This is a genomic window from Armatimonadota bacterium (genome assembly GCA_018268395.1).
Lineage (GTDB): Bacteria > Armatimonadota > Fimbriimonadia > Fimbriimonadales > Fimbriimonadaceae > JAEURO01.
Window position 1 is genome coordinate 775,209 of record JAFDWQ010000001.1, and the last position, 19,794, is coordinate 795,002.

Genomic DNA, 19,794 nt, shown 5'->3' on the forward strand with positions numbered 1-19,794 from the left:
GGCTATCTCGTCCGTTCGACGGCGACTTCGACGGCCTTCTTCAGGAACAGGTCGGTACCGGCCCGATCGAACTCTTGGTCGACCTTGACGTCGGCCTGGACAGGGTTGTGCTCCAACCGGATCCCGTCGACTTTGACGTCGACCATCGGAATCTCGACGTAGGCCCAATCCCCGACCGGACTCGGCGTCGTTCCTAGGACGTCGCCCGCGGACCGGTTGCCGACGAGGACGCCACGGCCGGTCTTCTTCATGATATAGCTGAAGACGTCTTTCGCCGACCGCGAGCCCTCGTTGATGATCACGATCAGCGGCTTTTGATATCCGAACAGTTGCTTCATCGTGGCCCCGCCTGCCACCGTCCACTCAAGGTCGACCTTGGGCCGGAAGAAGGGGTCGCCGAATCCTTCGGGGCGACCCCCGAACCCGTCCCTGATGTCGAGGATGAAGGCGTCCGTGTTCGCAGCCCTGTTGTAGACGAAGTTCTCCAGCGCCTGTCGGAACTTGTCGTTCGCCATCGTCCAAAGGTGGAGGTAGCCGAACTTCTTGCCACCCTCTTCGATGATGCGTCCGCTACGGCGGGTCGCGTCCAAGAACATGTCTTGTCCAGGCGTTTCCGTGACCTTGACGGTCACCGTGGAGGCTTGCCCGCCGTCCGACGGTCGACGAAGTTCCAACCGGACGTCCTGACCGACCTTTCCGGCGAACGCGTCGACAGGACTGAACGGTTGCCCGTCGACGGCGAGGAGCCGATCGCCCTTCCGGACTCCCGCGGCTTCGGCAGCGCCCCCGTTCAAGACCATTTGGACCGTGTACCCGTCCTTGTCCTTGCGGAACCAGGCACCGATGTTGGCCATCTTCGCGGCTTTATCCCCCTTCGCGAAGCCGTCGAAGAGATAGAAACCTTGCTCTCTGCGTGTCAGAAAATCGAAATGAGAATCGCCGAACTTGGCGATCATGGCGTCCATGGCCCGGTCGAACTCGTCTTCGGACTTGGCGGCCTTGGCTGCAGGCTCCGCCTCCTTCAAGAGGCGATCGAGCTTCTCGGACTGGCTCGACTTGGCCCAGTACATCGTCTTGATCCTCGAAGAGACCGTCGACCATGCTGCGTCGGCGTCGAAAGCGGCGACCGGGTGGCTGAGAGCGAAGACGATGACTGGGATCACGGCATCAAGTTACGTCTGAGACTAGGGCCGAGGTTCCGGCTTCGGGACGGCCGGACTGCCGTGGAGGTATCCTGCCGGGCCTGTGGAAGGCCTTGCGCGGCCACGAACACCACAGGGGTGAACCCGATTGCGCACACAGAAGAAGAAGCAAAAGCACTCGAACCGGTTTTCCGACGCCCTCAAGCAGGTCGACCAGGATAAGCTCCTTGAGCCCGGAGAAGCGATCTCGACCGTCAAGAAACTGGCTTCGGCCAAATTCGTCGAAGGAGTCGACCTGAGCGTCCGTCTCGGCGTCGACCCTCGCAAGGGCGATCAGAACGTCCGCGGCATCACGAACCTTCCCCACGGTACGGGCCGGACGAAACGTGTCGCCGTCCTGGCCAAGGGCGACTTGGCCAAAGAAGCCGAGTCGGCAGGCGCCGATCACGTCGGTGACGACGATCTGATCACGAAGATCCAGGGCGGCTGGAAAGACTTCGACGTCGTCCTGGCCACCAGCGACATGGCGCCCCAGATCGGCAAGATCGGCAAAATCCTTGGCACCCGGACGCCGAACAAGAAGAACGGCACGGTGACGGACGCGATCGGTCAGGCAGTCAAAGAGATCAAAGGAGCCACCCGTGTCGAATACCGCGTCGACAAGGCAGGCATCGTCCACGTACCGATCGGCAAGGTCAGCTTTTCGGAGGACCAACTGTTCGACAACTTTAAAGCGGCGGTCGACGCCATCGTCCGTGCGAAGCCGGCGAGCGCCAAAGGTCGGTACCTGGTCTCGATGACGTTGAGCTCGACGATGGGCCCCGGAGTCCGACTGGACACCTCACTGGCCAGCAAGGCTAGCGGACACTAGCCCGCCGCGAACACGTCACGATAGCCCTGGACGACCGCATCTTTCGCGTCGTCCGGGGCTGTCCGTTTTCCCGTCTCGAGACTGAGGCTCGTGACGCCGTATCCGTGTATCCCGCAAGGGACGATCAGTTCGAACGACGCGAGGTCGTTGTCGCAGTTCAACGCCACGCCGTGGACACTGACCCACTTCCGCACTTTGACCCCGATCGCAGCGATCTTCCTCAAAGCAGGTTCGGCGCCGGTCCAAACCCCGGTATGGGGAGGAAAGCGGACTCCGTTCAGTCCGAAGCGTGCGAGCGCACGGATGTGGACGTCCTCCAGTTCGCGCAACCATCGATGGAGGTCCTGGCCGTGCCGCCTCAGGTCGAAAACCGGATAGCTGACGAGTTGACCTGGCCCGTGGTACGTGACGTCGCCACCACGGTCGGTCCGGACGACGTCGATCCCCCTGGCGACGATTTCGTCTTCGGGAAGCAAAAGATGCTGAGGATCGAACGAGGCCCCGAGGGTGAAGACCGGCGGGTGCTCGACCAGGACCAGCGTGTCCTCACCGCCGTCCAAGACCGATTGGGCGACTTCGGACTGTAGGCGCCACGCCTCGCGATAATCCATCTTCCCCGCGTCGACGACTTTCATGCGCCTAGGGTCGGGTTGACGACCAAGAACGCCTTCAGACCGTCCACCGGGTCTTTGAGTTCGGTCAACGGCTCTTCGGACACGAGCCTTGCGAACGTCTCGCTCACGAGGATCCCACCGACCGGGGCGTGCTCCTGGAAATGGGCGGCGATGTCGATGACGTCGTTGTACTGGACTTCCCCCAAGGCACCTTGTGCTTCACCGGTGTGCAAGCCCGCACGGACACGAAACGGTGCTTCCAGTCGGTTGACGCGCATGTTGAACCACCCGAGCCTGGTCTGGGCGTCCTTGGCTGCCCTCAAAGCGTCGTACGCGTCCGAGAACGTCAGGATGGCGCCGTCACCAGCAGTCGACAGAACGGACCCGCCGTTGGCTTCGGCACTTTCGCTCCAAAGCCGCTGGAGTTCGCGAAAACTCCATTCGACCTCGAGGGGGTCTTGACCCGCCTTCATGGCCGTGCTCCGGGCGACGTCAAGACAAAGGACGAAGTTGGCGCTGGCGTCCCGGTTCAGGTGCTTCTCGATCAGGACGAGTTCGGCGACAAGGGTGGCGGGATCGTCGCTGTCCCGACGGCGCTGGAGCCTGGCTGACTCCTCGATGTGGGACCCGATGCCGGTCAAGATGCCGGACATGGCCAAGAGCATGCCGTAAGACGGCAGTTGTTCGGGTGCGAACTGTCGCACCCCGAACTGGAAGCCGAAAATGCCGAGAGGGAAGAATCCGGCCGCCGCGAAGCCGAGGAACGCGAGGACCTGACTGGCCAAGGACCGTCGCACGCCACCTGCGATGAACCCGACGAACAGAAAGGCCAGGACCGTCGCTCCCGCCGCGATGATCCGGAGAAGGGCGTAGACGGGGTCCCGCGTGAGGTCGGAGCCCGGAAACGCCACCTGGTACCCGCCAAGGACCAAGACGCGGAACAGGCCTGCCAAAGCCCCCCCGCAGAGGGCCAAAAGGATCCAGCGGCTACCGGACTTCAGCGCGTCGAACCTACGGCGGTCGCTCTGGTGCGCGCGCAACGGGCCGAGTTTCTTAAGCCGTTCCTTGATGGCGAACCGACGGTCAAGGGCCTCTTGGCGCGAAAGGCCGCTGAGGTTCCGGGCTTGACGCCCGGCGGCGATGTAACCGCCCATCAGGGTCATCAACGCGCCGAAGACGAAATACAGCAATCCGGACGAAACGGCGAACCCGACGTCGAAAACCGAGATCCGCCCCGTCCGCAGGAGCGCGCCGGCGAGGAGCGCACCGGCCATGATGCCGGACGACATCGCGGGGAACCGCATCCGCCCGTGACGTGCGAAGCAGGCCAAATGAAGTCCAAGGACGGCCCAAACGATCGCCGACGGGCCGTCCGCCTGATCGTGCGCGCCCGTCATCGCTTGGAACAGGTTGACGGCCGTTTGGAGCAGATAGCCGGCCAATCCTGTCGCCACGACGAACCCGATCGGGTTCGCCGTACTGTTGAGCCAGAGGTTCTTGGCCGCGTCGAAGAACTGCTGCCCGCCCTTGAGCAACGCTTTCCAGACGAGGTCGGAATGCCGTGCCGAGCGTTGTGGCCCGCTCATGGCATCGATGACTTGGATTACGAAGTCTTCTTCGAGACCATACGTCTCGGCGAGTTCGGCCACGTTCAACGCCCGTAACGAACGCCGACCCTTCAAGTGCTCGACGAACTCGTCAAGCCCTTGGGGTCGGACTACGCGCGAAGGTTCTTGGGCCAAAGTCAAAGCGACACCGGAACGTCTTTACGGCCCCGGCCGTTCCGGAATGCCCGGACCGGGACTATTCGGCCGACTCTTCGGCCTTTTTGGGCTTGGCCGCCTTTTTGGGTTTGTCCGCAGCCGGTTTCTTCGCAGCTTTTGGTTCAGCGGGCTTTGGTGTCGACGACTTGGCCTTCCCGCCCTTGGCTTCGGCTTTGGCCGCTGACACGAGTTCTTTGATCCTCTGCTCCTTTCGATGCCGTCTCGCTCGGAGCTCCTTGTTCCGGACTCTCATATTTATCCTCAGGATTGCGCGGGAGAGGATACCTCTTGCCGCTGATCAACTCCTGTGTCAGGTCCGGTCGGGGCGCGACCTTGCGTCCGCCCCAGGTCTGTGACTTCGGATCCTTGAGGAAGTCGCTGATCTTCACGAACTCGAATCCCTTGGCCCTGAGGTCGGCGACGATCTTAGGAAGGGCCTCGAGCGTCCCGGGCATGGGGTCGTGCATGATGACGATCCCTCCGTTGGTCGCACTCTTCATGACGTGGCGGTAGACGTCCGCCGCGGTCGGGTTCCCTTTGACGGTCGTATAGTCGGCCGCGTCCGAAGTCCAGAGGATCATGCTGAGCCCGGCTTGGCGGGCGACGTCGCAGACTTGGTCGTCGTAGTCGCCTCCCGGTGGGCGGAACAGCGACGGTCGCACGCCTGTCGCCCTCTCGATCGCCTCGAAGCCTTTCGCCACTTGGTATTCGACTTCTGGCCGGGTCTGGCCACGAAGGCGGCTGTGGCTGTACGTGTGGTTCCCGAGCTCGATACCGTTGTCGGCGGCGAGCTTGGCGAGGTCCGGGTACGAGTCGACGTTCTGTCCGATGAAGAAAAACGTGGCCGAGACTTTCAGGCCGACGAGGGTCTTGATGAGCCGCTCGGTGTACCCGCGGTGAGGACCGTCGTCAAAGGTCAGCGCGATCCGTTTCTTCTCGGTGTCGCCCCGGACCAGGCGCGCCGGATATCCGGTCGAAAGGAGCGGCTCGACCGTCGCGGCCGTCAGATCGAAGTCTTCTGCCGGCACGACGATCCGTGCCGGGGCCTTGTCCAGTTGGCTCTTCGGAACGAGCGTGCCGTGGACGACCGCTTCGTCACGAGGGGCCTCAGCGGGCGGCGTCCTTTTCGCGACCGTCGGAGCCGGCCTTACGGGCGGGATGTACGACACCGCGCCGCCTGTCGGCTCACAGCCGACGAGGAGGAACACCGGCAGGACAAAGCCGGCAAACCGGGTGAAGGACATTCGCATCGGGATAACGTCTTTAGCTCTTCAACAAGTTTCGCAGCACGTATTGAAGCACACCACCGTGGCGGTAATAGTCCGCTTCCGTCGGAGTATCGATCCGGACGGTGACCGAAAAGGAGACCGTGTTCCCGGACGGGTCGGTGGCGCGGACGGTCAGGTCTTTGCCTCCAGCAAAATTGTCGGCGAAAGCGTCGCTCAACCCCACGACGGAGTATTCCTCGAGGCCCGTGAGCCCCAATTTCGCCGCACCTTCCCCAGGTTTGAACTGGAGCGGCAGTACGCCCATGCCAACGAGGTTGGAGCGGTGGATCCTTTCGAAACTTTCGGCGAGGACCGCCCGGACCCCAAGCAAGAGGGTCCCTTTCGCCGCCCAGTCCCGGCTCGATCCGGTCCCGTACTCCTTCCCTGCGACGACGATCAGATTGTCGCCCGCATGGGCATAGACCCGGGAGGCGTCGAAGATCGTGGTCGTCTCGCCGCCTGGCGGACAAGTCGTGAAGCCGCCCTCGGTCTCCGGAGCCAGACGGTTGCGGAGCCGGACGTTCGCAAAGGTGCCTCGGATCATGACTTCATGGTTGCCCCGGCGGCTGCCGTAGCTGTTGAACATCGCCGGCGTCACGCTGTGGGACGTCAGGTATGTCCCAGCGGGCGAGTTCAGCTTGATGGAGCCGGCGGGCGAAATGTGGTCGGTCGTGACACTGTCACCGAGCAGCGCGAGCACTTTGAGCCCGTTCAGGTCATCGACGGTCTCTCTGGGTTCGGGATCCATGCCGTCGAAGTAGGGCGCCTGTCGCACATAGGTGCTGGAGTCGTCCCAAGCGTACTTCTGACCTCCGGCGACCGCGATGGCCCGCCACTGGTCGTCCCCTTCGAAGACGGTCGCATAGGACGACGTGAACATTTCCCGGGTGATGTGCGCTTCGACGGCCTCGGCGATTTCGCGCTGGCTGGGCCAGACGTCGCGCAGCGTCACGTCGCGGCCCTCGGAGTCTTGTCCGATCGGATCCTTGCTGAGATCGATGTCGATGGTGCCCGCAAGCGCATAGGCGACGACGAGCGGCGGTGACATCAGGTAGTTCGCCTTGACCGCCTGCTGGACGCGGCCCTCGAAGTTCCGGTTCCCGCTCAGGACGCTGGCGACGGTCAGGTCGCCGTCTTCGACCGCTTTCGCGACGTCGTCGGGCAACGGGCCGGAGTTTCCGATGCACGTCGTGCACCCGTAGCCGACCACGTTGAAGCCAAGGGCTTCGAGGTCGTCGAGGAGGCCGGCCGACTTGAGGTACTCCGTGACGACTTTGGAACCGGGAGCCAGGCTTGTCTTGACCCAAGGCTTCGGCCGCAGCCCGAGGGCCGCGGCCTTGCGGGCCACCAGCCCGGCAGCCATCATGACGCTCGGGTTGCTCGTGTTCGTGCAGCTCGTGATGGCGGCGATGACCACCGAACCGTGCGTCAGGCGGCTCGTCGCCGCTCGATCGAGGACGGCCGTCCCGCCGGACGAGAGGGCGTCGCTGCCCGGTTTCGACGTCGGAAAGGCGGCAAAGAACGAGTCGCGGGCTTTCGAAAGGACGGTCCGGTCTTGTGGCCTTTTCGGGCCTGCCACGCTCGGCTCAACGGTCGAAAGGTCGAGTTCCAGGACGCTCGTGTATTCGGCTTCGGGCGAGTCGGCCGTGTGGAACAGGCCTTGATGACGCATGTACGCTTCGACCAAGGCGACTTGGTCTTCGCTCCTGCCGCTGACCCTCAGATAGCGCACGGTCTCGTCGTCCACCGGGAAGATCCCGCACGTGGCCCCGTATTCGGGAGCCATGTTCGCGATCGTGGCCCGGTCGGCCAGAGGAAGGCTGCCGATGCCAGGCCCGAAGAACTCGACGAACTTGCCGACGACGCCGTGCTTTCGGAGCATCTCGGTCACGGTCAGGACGAGGTCGGTCGCCGTCGAACCTTCCCGAAGTTTCCCGCTCAGTCGGAATCCGACCACCTGAGGGATCAACATCGGGATCGGCTGACCGAGCATGGCCGCCTCTGCCTCGATACCGCCGACGCCCCAGCCAAGGACGCCTAGACCGTTGATCATCGTCGTGTGCGAATCGGTCCCGACCAGGGTGTCCGGGTAGCAAGTGCCGGACGCATCGAAGACGACACGTGCGAGATATTCGAGGTTGACCTGGTGGCAGATGCCCGTGTTCGGCGGCACGACGCGGAAATTGTCGAACGCCGCCTGGCCCCACTTGAGAAAGGCATAACGCTCGGCGTTCCGGTCGAATTCGAGGTCGAGATTGATCTGCAAGGCCGCGTCGCTTCCGTACGAGTCGACCTGAACGGAGTGGTCGATGACGAGTTCCACGGGTTGGAGCGGGTTGACCTTGGCCGGGTCACCGCCGAGCCGGGCCATCGCGTCTCGCATGGAGGCAAGGTCGACGACGCACGGAACTCCCGTAAAGTCCTGCATCAGGACCCGTGCGGGCATGAACTGGATCTCATAGGACGGTTCCGCTTTCGGGTCCCATGCCAGGAGGGCTTCGACGTCCGCCTTGGTGACCCGGACGCCGTCTTCCGCCCTGAGGAGCGCTTCGAGCAGGACGCGCAACGAATAAGGCAACCGGGAGAGCCGGTGTCCGGCAAAGGCCTGAAAACTGTGAAGGGTCCTGCTCTTGCCTGCAAGATCAAGGGTTTTAAGGGTGCCAAAGCTGTTCATGGTCGTCGGCCGGGCCCGTCCGGTTCCGGGAGGGGATCTTGAACCTGATCTTACCTTTGCAAGGTCGTAAGCCCACGGTATCGTCCGGATCCTGGAGCGCGGGTCAGAAGCGCCTGGCGGGACGGTCTAAAGACTAAGTCTCGTGCAACCGGAACCAGGGTCAGAACGGTATAATCCGAGGTCGCGGCAGACCCCTCTGCCGGCCAAGGACGAAATGAAGCGGTTTTTTGCGTGGCTCCGAGCGATCTTCAACCGGGGGATGGACAAGCTCGAAGACCCCGAAATCATGTTGGACCAGGCCCGTCGTGACATGACGCAAGCGCTCGTCGCGAACCGTGAGAAAGCGGTCCAGGCCATCACGCAGAAGAACCGGCTCCAGGGCATGTTGGACGAGTCCGTCCGCAAGGCCGGACAACTCGAGCAGCAGGCGACGGCCGCCCTCAAGGCCGGGAACCGCGAGCTCGCCAAGCAGTTCCTGCGCGAGAAAGCGACGACCGACGCGACGATCGAGACCCTAAGAGGCACGCTCGCCACGGCGGTCGAGACCGTCGAACAGGTCAAGGTCGCGATCAAACGGCAAGAAGAGGAAGTCCGGAAGAAGACCGCCGAGGCCCTTGCGCTCAAGGCCCAATGGAAGCAGTCCCAGATCCAGTCGTCGATCACGAAGGCCCTCGAAGGCCTGACGTTCGAGAACGAATACGAGGGTTCGTTCGCCGCGGCAAGGGACAGGATCGCGGACAAACAGGCCGAGGCCGCCGCTCGTCAAGAAATGTTCTCGGGCAGCATCCAGGGCAAGATCATGACGATGGAGGACCAAGCCATGGACATGGCCGCCGACGAGGAACTCCGGAAGCTCGAGGAAAAGCTCGGCATGTCGACGGCGGCGCCTGCGACTTCGACCGAAACGACCGTGCAAAGCGACGTCGACAGTCAACTGGACGAGCTTGAAAAGCGCCTCCAGCAGGGTCAGAACGGGAACACCTGAGACGCCGAACGCGTAAGGGAGTCCGTCCCGCGCATGACGTCGTAGTCCCAAACGGTGTATCGCCCGCTCCGCCAAAGGGGTATGTAGTCATGGGCCCCGACCGCGGGGCAGAGTTTTGTTTATGACCAGGACGTCCCTGCTTGTACTGTCGGCCCTTTTCGCATGCGCGGCGTCCGCTCAAGACGACGCGAAGCTCACGCTAAGGGAGGCCCTCCGCTCCGCCCGTCAGAACAACGGGACCGTCCTGGCCGCCCGGCTCGGATACGAGTCTGCGAAGGCGTCCACCAAGTCCGCCTTCTCGGCCTTTCTGCCGACGGTCACGCCGACCTACAGCCGGGAAGACGGGTTCATCGACACGCTGACCGGCCCAGGACGCGGGCGTTCCGACCTGGACAGCGGGACCTCCGCGGTCACCGCCTCCTGGTTGCTCTTCGACAACGGAGAACGTTCGACCAACTACTCCCGGGCACGTACTTCCGAGCAACAGACCGAGTACCAGACCTTAGAAACGTACCGGTCGGTGCTGTTCAGCGTCCATTCGGTCTTCTACGACGCCCTCCGGTCGCAGCAGCTTCTCAAAGTCGCGAACTCGGCCCTCGAGCGGGCCACGACCCTGCAGGACTACGCCGAAAAACGCGCCGAAGTGGGATCCGGCCCGCGCAAGGACATCCTCCAGGCCAAAGCCGATGCGTTGAACGCGAAAGTCGACGTCCTGACCTCCACGAACCAAGTCTCGACCTCTCTCGCGACGCTCAAAGCCGTCCTCGGGTGGCCACAAGCCGAACTTCCTCCGCTCGACGACAGCGAGTCGGAGCAACCGACGATCGTCGACTACACGCTTGACCAGGCTCTTGCAGAGGGGTTGGCGAACCGACCGAGCCTGCTTGCCTCCCGAAAACTGGTCGACCTAGCCAAACTCAACGTCAGGAGCGCGAAGCTCGACACGTCGGTCGCGTTCGCCGGAAGGGCGAACTACCTCAAATCGTTCAGCGAGTCGCAGTTCGACAAACCGACGTTCACGCTGACGGCGAGCTTCCCGCTGTTCGACGGGTACCTGTCGCGGGAAAACCTCAGGGCCGCAGAACTCGACCTCAAGGCGCGGCAGGCCTCGGTGGTGCAAGACGAACGAGACGTGCGGGCCGAAATCGAGTCTGCGTACAAGGAATTCCGGCAGAACTTCGACAGACGCGAAGCGGCAAAACTCGCATTAGACGCCGCAAGACTGAACTTTGAGTCGGCAAAAGGGTCTTACACGGAAGGGGCGGGCACGATCCTTGACCAATTGACCGCACAAGTGAGCCTCTCCACCGCTGAATCGAACGCTATCGCCGCCTACTATGACCTTCTCATCTCGGAAGTCCGCTTGAAGTTGGTAACGGGACGACCGTTGCCGGGTGAGACGGACGGTGAATAAGTGGGCGATCGGGATCGGGGCCGCCGTTCTGATCGGCGTCGCGACGTGGGTCGTCGTGAACGGCAGCCAGTCGACGTCCGAAATCGAATACCGCTATTCCACCGTCGGTAAGGGCGAGCTCGTCCGGTCGACGTCGGCGACGGGAACGCTCGTCCCGTTGACGAAGGTCGACGTGAAGTCCAAAGCGGGCGGAAAGGTCGTCAAGCTCTTGGTCGAAGAGGGGTCGCCGGTCCGCCAGGGCGACGTCATCGCCATCATCGACCCGGAAGACACGAAGACCGCCTTTGAGCAGGCTGCTGCCGACGTCACGACGGCCGGCGCCAGGGTCAGCCAGGCCCAGGTCAACGCCAGGATGGAGGAGAAGAACGCGTCGGACCGGGTCCGTGACGCCGAGGTCGCCTTAGCGTTGGCAAGGTCGCAGTATGCGAAGGCCCAGCAGACGGCTACCGCACAGCCGACCCTGACCCAAGCCGACATCAAGACGGCGGAAGCCAACCTGACCTCGGCGGAGGAGAACCTGAAGCTCGTGCAGGACGTCCAGGTCCTCCAGACGCGGCGCGACGTCCAAGGGACGTACGACCGCTCGAAAGCCGACCTTGAAGCCGCGCAGGCCGAAATGACGCGCCAGGAGCGACTGCTGGAGTTGGGCTACGTCAGCCAAAGCGCGGTCGAAAAACAGAGGACGGTGGTCGAGAGCGCACGGGCCGCGTTCCGGTTGGCCGAGCAGCGCCGCGCGACCGTTCAAGCCGAGATCGAAACGCAACTCCGGACGGCAAGGGCGAGAGTCCAACAGGCCGAACAGTCTCTACGACAGTCGCGGACGAACGCGAACCGGAACGTCTTGACCCAACGGGACTTGGACATCGCCCGTCAAAACGTCCGCGGAGCGGAAATCGCCCTCAGCCAGGCCCGGACCGCGAAGATGAACATCTCTCTTCGTCGGTCGGACGTCGCGAGCGCCCGTGCGAGCGCCGTCCGGAGCGAAGTCGCGTTGCGGAACGCACGGGTGCAACTCGACAGCACGACGGTCCTTGCACCCAGAGACGGCATCGTGACCACGAAGTACCTCGAAGAAGGGACGATCATCCCGCCGGGGACGTCGACCTTCGCCCAAGGGACGAGCCTTGTCCAGATCGCCGATACGACGCAGATGGAGGTCGAATGCCTGGTCGATGAGGCCGACATCGCCTCGGTCCGGGTCGGTCAGCCCGTCCGGATCATCGTGGAGGCCTATCCGGGCCAGACGTTCGACGGTTCGGTCAAGCGTATCTTCCCCGCCGCGGACACGGCCCAATCGGTGACGACCGTCAAAGTCCGCGTTACCGTCAAAGGCCCGTCCAAGTCCTCTGGCGACGTCCGGAACGGCGGCGGCCCCGAAGGTCGAGGCGAAGGCGGCGGCAAGCCCTCGGGCAAGAGCGAAAGCGTCTTACGCCCGGGCATGAACGCAACGTGCGAGTTCATACAATTGGACAAGCAAGCGGTCCTGACCGTGCCCCAGCCGGCGATCCTCCGGGAGGGCGGCGAAACGTACGTCCGGGTCAAGACGGGCGACCCGAAGAAACCGGAGAAGCGGCCCGTGAAACTCGGCGCGGTCGGTAACGAGTCGATCGAGGTCGTCGACGGCCTCAAAGAAGGCGAAGAGGTCGTCGTGGCCGAAGTCGACCTGAGAGCGATGCGCGACCGCCAGACGAAGATGCAACAGCAGCAACAAGGCGGCGGCGGCCTCGGCTCGCTCAACAAAGGTGGGCCAAGTTCGTCCCGTGCCTCCGGCGCCTCGAAAGGCGGTGGCAAATGACGCACCGGCCTAGGGGATCCCGCCCGGCCGTGAACATTCCGACACCTTTGGGCGGATAACTCTGTAGGAGCAACTATGACGTTCGGTGACAGCTTCGATGCCGCAGTCCGGTCGATCAGTTCGAACAAACTCCGTTCGATCCTGACGATGCTCGGGGTCGTCATCGGCGTCGGCTCCGTCATCGCGATGATCGGGATCGGCGAAGGGACGAAGAAGAAGTCGCTGAGCGAGCTCGAGGTCATGGGTTCGAACCGCATCACGATCATGCCGAACTGGGGGCGGGGCGGCGGTCGCGACGCGAACGCGGCAAGCACCCTCCGGCCGGAAGACGTCGACCGGATCCGCAGGTTCGTCCCCGCCGCCAAGTACGTCACGGGCGTCGTGTCCAGTCGGTTCTCCGGCCAGTCGACCGTCAAGTTCGGAAGCAAGTCCAAGAGGACGGGCGTGACGGGCGCCGAGCCTGTGATCCGGTTCATCGACAACTCCACGAAAATGCATTCGGGCGTCTGGTGGGACGAAGCCGACAACGAGTTGATGGAGCGCAAGGCCGTCTTGGGCTACGCGGTCTACGACGAGCTTTTCGGCGGAGAGAACGCCATCGGATCGACCATCAAGATCGCGAACCAGAACTTTGAAGTCGCTGGCGTCGTGGACTACAAAGGCGGTTCGGGTTGGAACAACCCCGACGACCAGGTCTACATCCCGTTGAAGACGGCGCAGTACCGCTTGCTCGGATCCAAAGACAGACTGAACTTCATCACCCTCCAATCGGTCGACAGCACGATCATGATGGCCCTCCAGCAGCAGGTCGAAGACGTGCTGTCGCAGACTCGGAAGAACGCGACGGGCGAAGACCTGTTCCGGGTCATGAACCAGGCGGACACGCTTCAGGCGATCCAGACGCAGTCGCAGATCCTGAGCCTGCTTTTGGCCGGGATCGCGAGCGTATCGTTGTTGGTCGGCGGTATCGGCATCATGAACATCATGCTCGTCAGCGTGACCGAAAGGACCCGTGAGATCGGCCTCCGCAAGGCTCTGGGCGCCCAGCGACAGACGATCCTGACCCAGTTCCTGCTCGAAAGCGTCGTCATGTGCGTCCTCGGCGGCCTGATCGGCATCATCCTCGGCAGCGCGGCCGTCCAGGTCGTCGCCGTGCCCCTGCAGGTTCCGGCCGTGGTCAATATGACGGCGGTGGCTTGGGCCTTTGGTTTTTCGTCGCTGGTCGGCGTCGTGTTCGGCCTCTATCCCGCCATTCGGGCCAGTAACCTGCTCCCCATCGAGGCTTTGAGGTACGAATGACCGTGGCCTGGGCCATCGGCACGCCTCCCCGAAACCTCTGTCGGGAAACGGGCGTAAGCCGACTTCAGGCGTCGAACCCATGAGCATCGTCATCGAAGTCAAAGGCCTCTCGAAGGACTACGTCATGGGCGAGACCGTCGTCCATGCGCTCCGCGGTGTCGACCTCGCGATCGAAGAAGGCGAATCGGTCGCGATCATGGGCCCGAGCGGAAGCGGCAAGTCGACGTTCATGAACATGGTCGGGTGCCTCGACCGCCCCTCGGCCGGCCAATACTGGCTCGGCGGTCAGGAAGTGTCCCTGCTCAGCGATTCCGATCTCGCCGCAGTGCGGAACAAGCGGATCGGCTTCGTTTTCCAGACCTTTAACCTCTTACCCCGGACGTCGGCCTTGAAAAACGTCGAACTTCCTCTGATGTACGCCGGAGTCAAAGACCGCACGTCCCTTGCGCGGCGGGCGTTGGAACGGGTCGGCCTCGGACAAAGGATCGACCACCGACCGAACGAGCTGTCGGGCGGTCAGCAGCAGCGCGTGGCCATCGCCCGGGCGATCGTCAACGATCCCGTCATGATCCTCGGGGACGAGCCCACTGGGAACCTCGACTCCCGCACCAGCGAGGAGATCATGGCCTTGTTCCAAGAGCTCAACGAAGCGGGCAAGACCGTCGTCATCGTCACCCATGAAGAGGAGATCGCCCACCATTTCAAGCGGATCATCCGGTTCCGCGACGGGAAGATCCAGAGTGACGAGAAAGTCGAGTCGCCCGTCCGTGCGAGTTCCATGCTCGCCGATATGCCTCCCGTCGCATAAGCCTGACGAACTTGACTAAAAATTCACAGTTCGTTACCGATCATTGACTGAGTTACCGGCATCGGCCGTCCAATCATTTCAAATGCGGCCGCGAGCGGTCGCACACGGGTGGGTGAGACAGTGCTGTGTGAGAAGTTCGGATTGAACGCTGAGAAGTGCCGTCAGCGGCTTGAGAGTTCGCGGATCCAGGTGGCCGACCTGGACGCCCTGAAAGAGCTCGGGCCCTTGTTCCAAAAACACATGGACGTGATCGTCGACGCGTTCTACGACCATGTCGGGACGATGCCGGGGGCGCTCAAGGTCGTCGAGTCGGCCGGGAGTTCGATCCCTAAACTCAAGAAGACGAACCCCAACTACTTCGCCGAAATGTTCCGGGGCGCCTGCGACCAGGCGTACTTCGAGAGCCGGCTGGTGATCGGGAAGATCCATGCGGCCATCGGCCTGGAGCCGGACTACTTCTTCTCGGCGATGTCGACGTACTACGACGTCATGACGCCGATCCTGTTCGACCATTACCGGTGGAACCCGAGGAAGCTCAAACAGGCCATCGTCTCCCTTCAGAAGATTTTCAACCTCGACCAGGCCCTCATCCTCGAAGCCTATATCGAGTTCGGCTTCGTCGCCGAGCTCCGCGACGTCGTCGGCAAGACGAAGGAGGTCGCGGACGCACTGGCCAAGAGCAGCACCATCCTCGCCGGAGCGGGCGAGGAGTCGGGCAAGGCGTTGGGCGAACTGGCCCACGTGAGCGAGCAGATCGCGATGTCGGCCACCTCCCAAGCCGAGTCGAGCCAGCAGGCGGCGATGGGCACCTCGGACCTCAGCGATTCGAGCAAGAGGATCTCGTCGGGCGCCCGGGAACAGACGCTTGCGATCGAGACGGCCCGGAACGCGATCATGACGGTCCAGCAGATCATCGACGAGATCCACGACCAGGCCTCCGTTTGGTCGGAGATCCGCGAGCGGATGACGGCCATGGAACGCGTCCAAGGCGCCGTTCAGGAGACCGCCGAACGTGTCCGGGAGATGAACTCCAGCTCCGACCAGATCGGCCGGATCGTACAGACGATCGAGGACATCGCCGCCCAGACGAACTTGTTGGCCCTGAACGCCGCCATCGAAGCGGCCCGGGCGGGCGAAGCGGGCCGAGGGTTCGCGGTCGTCGCCGACGAAGTCCGAAAGCTCGCCGAGCACTCGTCGTCGGCCACGAAGGAGATCGCCAATCTGATTTCCGCGGTTCAGACGGGCAGCAAACTCGCGTCGGAGTCCATGCACCAGACGCTTGAGGACGTCAAGGACGCCTCGGAGGTCACCCTTCAGGCTGCGGGCTGCCTCGAGACCATTTCTGAGTCGGCACGGACGGCCGTCGGCGCGAGCAAGAACGTGACGTCGGCGATGGACGTCGTCGACCGCGAACTGGAGACGAACAACGAACTGATCGCCTCGATCGAAAAGTCGACGGACTCACTGAACAGCATGATCGAACATATGGCGGCGATCGCAGAGGAGAACTCGGCGTCTTCGGAAGAGATGAGCGCTTCGACGCAGGAGATGAACGCCCAGGTCGAGGAACTCCTCGCCGGCGTCCACGAGCTCGACGGCCGGGTCGAAGGCCTGCGCACGATGATCCGGACGGTCGAAGAGGCGCTCGCAAAGAGCTCCAAATCGGGCAACCCGGGAAGTGAAGGCACGTTGAGGGTCGCGGCCTAAAGCCTCAGATCGTTCGGGACTGTCGTCAGAATCTATGACATGTCGGTCGGCAGGCGGGTTTGGGCCTCCGTCGGTCTCGTCTTCGTAGGACTAGGCTTCGTGGGGGCCTTCGTGCCCGGCATGCCGACCACGGTCTTTCTGATCGTCGCCCTGTACTGTTTCAAGCGGGGCAGCGCCAAGTTCGAAAAGTGGCTCCTCGAACACCGCGTGTTCGGCCCTACCTTGAGGGACTGGGAACAGTATCGCGGGATGCGCGCCAAATCGAAAAGGGCCGCGCTCTTGGTCATGTGGCCGTGCTTGGCCGTGTCGTGCTTGGTCTTGCTACAGCGCCCCCCGATCCTGGCGATCGTGTTCGCCTCAGGTGTGATCGCGACCTGGGTCATCCTTACGAGGCCGACCGTTCCGGACGATACCGAAAGCCGGCCGGACGCTGAAAACGATACGTCGACCGCCGCCGCCTGACGCCCGTATCAAGCGGAGACGAGGCCCCTGGTCTTTCGGACGTCGTCCTCCATTTGGGCCGCGAGCGACTCCATTGAATCGAACTTGATCTCCTCGCGGATACGTTGAACGACGGCGAGATCGACGGACCGTCCGTACACCGAATCCCCGGGATAGTCGATCAGATACGCCTCGATGCTCCGCTCTTGGCCTCCGACGGTCGGTCTCGTCCCGATGCCGATGGCGGCGGCGAACCGCGCGCTTCCGATCCGACAGGTGCCTGCGTAGACTCCGTCTCCCGGGACCGCCTGGGCGACCGGTAACGAGAGGTTGATGGTCGGAAACCCGAGCCGGCGGCCAAGCTTCTGCCCTGATACGACGACGCCTTGGAGCGTCAACGGGCGTCCCAGCAATCCGGCTGCCTCCGCGACCTTTCCTTCCAGCACGAGGCTTCGCACTGCACTGCTGCTGACCCTAAGGCCCTCGACCTCGTAGGGCGGGACGATATCGGTCGCGATCCTCTCGGCCAGCCATGCGGCGGTGCCTTTCCGGTCGTGGCCCAATGCAAAGTCGTGCCCGACGACGATCCGCTCGGCCAAGAGTCTTTTAACGAGCACCTCGTCCAGGAACGCGTCCGCCTCGGTTTCGGCGGTCTTCCGATCGAACGGATAGACCACGGCGACGTCCACTCCGAGCTCACGGAAGACGTCGAGGTTTTGAGACAGGGTCGCAAGGGCGGGAGGGACCTTGTCCGGCGCCAGGACGGCGGCCGGATGGCGGTCGAACGTAAGGAGGACGCACGGTTCGTCATGGAGGCGCGCGTCGCGGACGGCGGTAGCGACGACCTGTCTGTGGCCGAGGTGGACGCCGTCGAACGTACCGATACAAACGGTCGACCTTCCCCAGTGAGCCCTGAGGCTGTCCGTGCCGAAATGGACCGTCACGACGACTCCTCCGGTTTCGAAAGCACGGCGACGGAAGTCAGGACGACGGCATGGTAAAGGGCCATCCCTCCGGCCACGGGGAACGAGCCCCAGACTTGGTCGAACCGGGCGACGTCCCCGAGCAGTCCGAGCGGCGGGTAAGCCATGACGAGCACCACCGATCCGCACAAAGAGCAGGCGGCGAACAGGACAGGATAGGTGAGATTGAGCGGGAACGCGATCCGGCGGGGGCCCGCCACGCTCGGCACGACGAACGCGACGAGTGCGAACAGGACGCAACCGATCCCCAGTGGGAGCACACCGATCCGGACGGCGTCCCAGTCCTTGACACCCTTTCCCGCCATCCAGAGGGCCATCGGCACGGCGGCCAGGACCGCGAGCAGCACGGAAAGCGACATCGTGAACATCGCCGACTCGAGCGAGGCCTTAAGGCCTTTCATGGTGCGTGGCCCTGAAGGTCGACCATGGCGAAGGACACGGGCGGTCAATCGGGAACGTCGGTCGGGTCGGTGCTGGACGCCGCTTCGTTCTCAGCGTGGATCTGCTCGAAAATCTCTTTACGGTGGACTTCGACATTGCGGGGCGCTTTGATGCCCAGGCGGACTTGTTCGCCACGGACTTCGAGCACGACGACCTCGATTCCGTCACCGATGATGATGCTCTGGTTGACTTTTCTGGTCAGGACCAGCATAGCGGCGCCCTCCGTGGCACCCGAACGAACGCCCTTAGGCGGCCTCTTGCTCCTGTCGCCCGAACACGGTGAAGCGTACGGGATAGGTCTCGTCGTCCAGCACCACCTGACGCGCTTCGCGCGTCTCGGCGTTGAGGACGATCGGTCCGGCCAGGTTCAAAGTCATGCCTTGGGGGTTTCCGTTAGGGATCGAACAAATAGTATAGACGAGGATCGGAGTCTCCGCATTCAGGTCCAACGCGGAAGTCGCACTTTCCGGCATCGCAGGAGCGTAATCGGACACGTAATGACACGGGTCGATGACGAGCAGCGCGAACGATCCGTCGTCCAAGCTCTGCAACCACCGGAACGGACTGCCTTCCTTGTGCTGGACCAGGACGAACCTCCGGAACCCCGTCAGGCCGACGAGGCCCTCGGGGAACACGATCGTGTCTTCGGTTTCGACGGCGATCTCTCCGAATCGCGCGGTGTGGATCAAGGTCTGCGTCGTCATGTGAGGAAGTCCATGAGGCTCAAGGCGTTACCTCGCGCCGTCACCTGAAGGGCGGCGGTGTAAGCGGTTTCGGCCGCTTGCATCTTCGTCACCGCTTCGGTCAAATCGATGTCTTGGACGTCGGAGATCTGTGTCGACAGTTCGTCGATACGTCGTGCGTTCTGGGCGGCCAGCGTCGTCACGGTCTGAAGTTTCGAACCGACGTCGCCTCGGACCGATCCGATCGCCCTGAGTTGGCCCTGGACGGCGGCGATGTCCGCGTTTCCGATCTGGGAGAGGTTTCCGGACGACAGGTCGTTCTTGAGCGTCTCCAAAGTCGCGTAGAGGCCCGTGAGCATCGTCCCCGCCCCTTGCAGGTTCACGCGCATGGTCTCGTTCGGTCGGACTTCGACGTTGATCGGATTGTCGTCTCCCGAAAAGGTCAAGGTCGGCGGCGTCTCTGCGAACGGTTTGGCGTCGGACTTTTGCCCGCCGAAGACGAACTGGCCGTTCCCGCCTTGGGTGTTGGCCAGATACGCCACGCGGCGCTGGACCTCGGCGATCTGCTTCGCCATGCTGTCCCTTGCGGCCTGGTCGTAAGTGCTGTTCGCACCGTTGACGGCGATCGTATAAGCGTTGTTGACGAGACTGTTGAGTTCAGAGAACACCTGTTCGGTGTTCCCGAGGTAGTCCTTGGCGCTGCGCAGGTTCTTGTCGAGTTGTGCGGTCCGCGACCGTATCGACGAGGCGCTGACGACGAAGTGGGCGTCACCCGTGTTCTCGCTCGCGATCTCGAACTTCTTCCCCGTCAAGACCTGTTTCTGAGCCGACACGTACCGCTCGTGAGCGGAGTGGATGTGCGTCGTGTACAGGTCGAACTGGTACTGCGTGCTGACTCTCATCCTA

General features: G+C 63.0%; 18 protein-coding genes. 8 read left to right on the top strand and 10 right to left on the bottom strand.

Annotated features, from left to right (window positions below; translation table 11 throughout):
- Positions 1-2 precede the first annotated feature (2 nt).
- Positions 3-1,163 (bottom strand): PDZ domain-containing protein, encoded by a 1,161-nt coding sequence (locus JST30_03500; protein ID MBS1713380.1) that lies wholly within the window; start codon positions 1,161-1,163, stop codon positions 3-5.
- Positions 1,164-1,290: 127 nt separating this feature from the next.
- On the opposite strand from JST30_03500, the gene JST30_03505 reads away from it, so the two are divergent.
- Positions 1,291-2,013 carry a 50S ribosomal protein L1 gene (locus tag JST30_03505; protein MBS1713381.1) on the top strand — a complete coding sequence of 241 codons (723 nt, stop codon included), beginning with the start codon at positions 1,291-1,293 and terminating at the stop codon, positions 2,011-2,013.
- Here the strand turns inward: JST30_03505 and lipB are convergent.
- The 4 genes from lipB to acnA all read right to left on the bottom strand — a co-directional run bounded on the left by lipB (position 2,010) and on the right by acnA (position 8,332).
- Positions 2,010-2,648, bottom strand: a complete 639-nt coding sequence (gene lipB, locus JST30_03510; GenBank protein MBS1713382.1) for a lipoyl(octanoyl) transferase LipB — start codon at positions 2,646-2,648, stop codon at positions 2,010-2,012. The two genes, JST30_03505 and lipB, sit on opposite strands and share 4 nt — an antisense overlap.
- Positions 2,645-4,369: an adenylate/guanylate cyclase domain-containing protein gene (locus JST30_03515; protein MBS1713383.1), complete on the bottom strand. Its 1,725-nt coding sequence runs from the start codon at positions 4,367-4,369 to the stop codon at positions 2,645-2,647. The genes lipB and JST30_03515 overlap by 4 nt, the downstream gene beginning before the upstream one ends.
- A 143-nt stretch (positions 4,370-4,512) precedes the next feature.
- On the bottom strand, positions 4,513-5,634 hold the full coding sequence (locus tag JST30_03520) for a polysaccharide deacetylase family protein (GenBank protein MBS1713384.1): 1,122 nt from the start codon (positions 5,632-5,634) through the stop codon (positions 4,513-4,515).
- A gap of 19 nt (positions 5,635-5,653) precedes the next feature.
- Positions 5,654-8,332, bottom strand: coding sequence for an aconitate hydratase AcnA (acnA, locus tag JST30_03525; GenBank protein ID MBS1713385.1), 2,679 nt, complete (start codon positions 8,330-8,332; stop codon positions 5,654-5,656).
- 214 nt (positions 8,333-8,546) lie between these two features.
- Between acnA and JST30_03530 the strand changes: the two genes are divergently transcribed.
- From JST30_03530 to JST30_03560, 7 genes are all read left to right on the top strand, one after another.
- Positions 8,547-9,317, top strand: a complete 771-nt coding sequence (locus JST30_03530; GenBank protein ID MBS1713386.1) for a PspA/IM30 family protein — start codon at positions 8,547-8,549, stop codon at positions 9,315-9,317.
- A 121-nt stretch (positions 9,318-9,438) separates the two neighbouring features.
- Entirely contained in the window at positions 9,439-10,731 is a 1,293-nt protein-coding gene (locus tag JST30_03535) for a TolC family protein (protein MBS1713387.1), read from the top strand.
- Entirely contained in the window at positions 10,724-12,526 is a 1,803-nt protein-coding gene (locus JST30_03540; protein ID MBS1713388.1) for an HlyD family efflux transporter periplasmic adaptor subunit, read from the top strand. The genes JST30_03535 and JST30_03540 overlap by 8 nt, the downstream gene beginning before the upstream one ends.
- A 75-nt stretch (positions 12,527-12,601) precedes the next feature.
- Positions 12,602-13,825, top strand: coding sequence for an ABC transporter permease (locus JST30_03545; protein MBS1713389.1), 1,224 nt, complete (start codon positions 12,602-12,604; stop codon positions 13,823-13,825).
- 79 nt (positions 13,826-13,904) lie between these two features.
- Positions 13,905-14,633, top strand: a complete 729-nt coding sequence (locus JST30_03550; protein MBS1713390.1) for an ABC transporter ATP-binding protein — start codon at positions 13,905-13,907, stop codon at positions 14,631-14,633.
- Positions 14,634-15,122: 489 nt separating this feature from the next.
- On the top strand, positions 15,123-16,340 hold the full coding sequence (locus JST30_03555; GenBank protein ID MBS1713391.1) for a hypothetical protein: 1,218 nt from the start codon (positions 15,123-15,125) through the stop codon (positions 16,338-16,340).
- Between the two features lie 39 nt (positions 16,341-16,379).
- Positions 16,380-16,802, top strand: a complete 423-nt coding sequence (locus JST30_03560; protein ID MBS1713392.1) for a YbaN family protein — start codon at positions 16,380-16,382, stop codon at positions 16,800-16,802.
- Positions 16,803-16,810: 8 nt separating this feature from the next.
- Here the strand turns inward: JST30_03560 and JST30_03565 are convergent, their stop codons facing one another.
- Genes JST30_03565 through JST30_03585 form a run of 5 tightly spaced genes read right to left on the bottom strand, consistent with a single transcriptional unit; the run spans position 16,811 to position 19,790 of the window.
- Entirely contained in the window at positions 16,811-17,725 is a 915-nt protein-coding gene (locus JST30_03565) for a bifunctional riboflavin kinase/FAD synthetase (GenBank protein ID MBS1713393.1), read from the bottom strand.
- The gene (locus JST30_03570) at positions 17,722-18,165 is read right to left on the bottom strand and encodes a hypothetical protein (protein MBS1713394.1); all 444 of its coding nucleotides are present in this window, start codon (positions 18,163-18,165) and stop codon (positions 17,722-17,724) included. Before JST30_03570 ends, JST30_03565 begins: the two co-directional genes overlap by 4 nt.
- 44 nt (positions 18,166-18,209) lie before the next feature.
- Positions 18,210-18,416 (bottom strand): carbon storage regulator CsrA, encoded by a 207-nt coding sequence (gene csrA / locus JST30_03575; GenBank protein MBS1713395.1) that lies wholly within the window; start codon positions 18,414-18,416, stop codon positions 18,210-18,212.
- Positions 18,417-18,450: 34 nt separating this feature from the next.
- The gene (locus tag JST30_03580; GenBank protein MBS1713396.1) at positions 18,451-18,909 is read right to left on the bottom strand and encodes a flagellar assembly protein FliW; all 459 of its coding nucleotides are present in this window, start codon (positions 18,907-18,909) and stop codon (positions 18,451-18,453) included.
- Complete coding sequence (locus JST30_03585; protein ID MBS1713397.1) at positions 18,906-19,790, bottom strand: hypothetical protein; 885 nt, start codon at positions 19,788-19,790, stop codon at positions 18,906-18,908. The genes JST30_03580 and JST30_03585 overlap by 4 nt, the downstream gene beginning before the upstream one ends.
- Between the last annotated feature and the right edge of the window lie 4 nt (positions 19,791-19,794).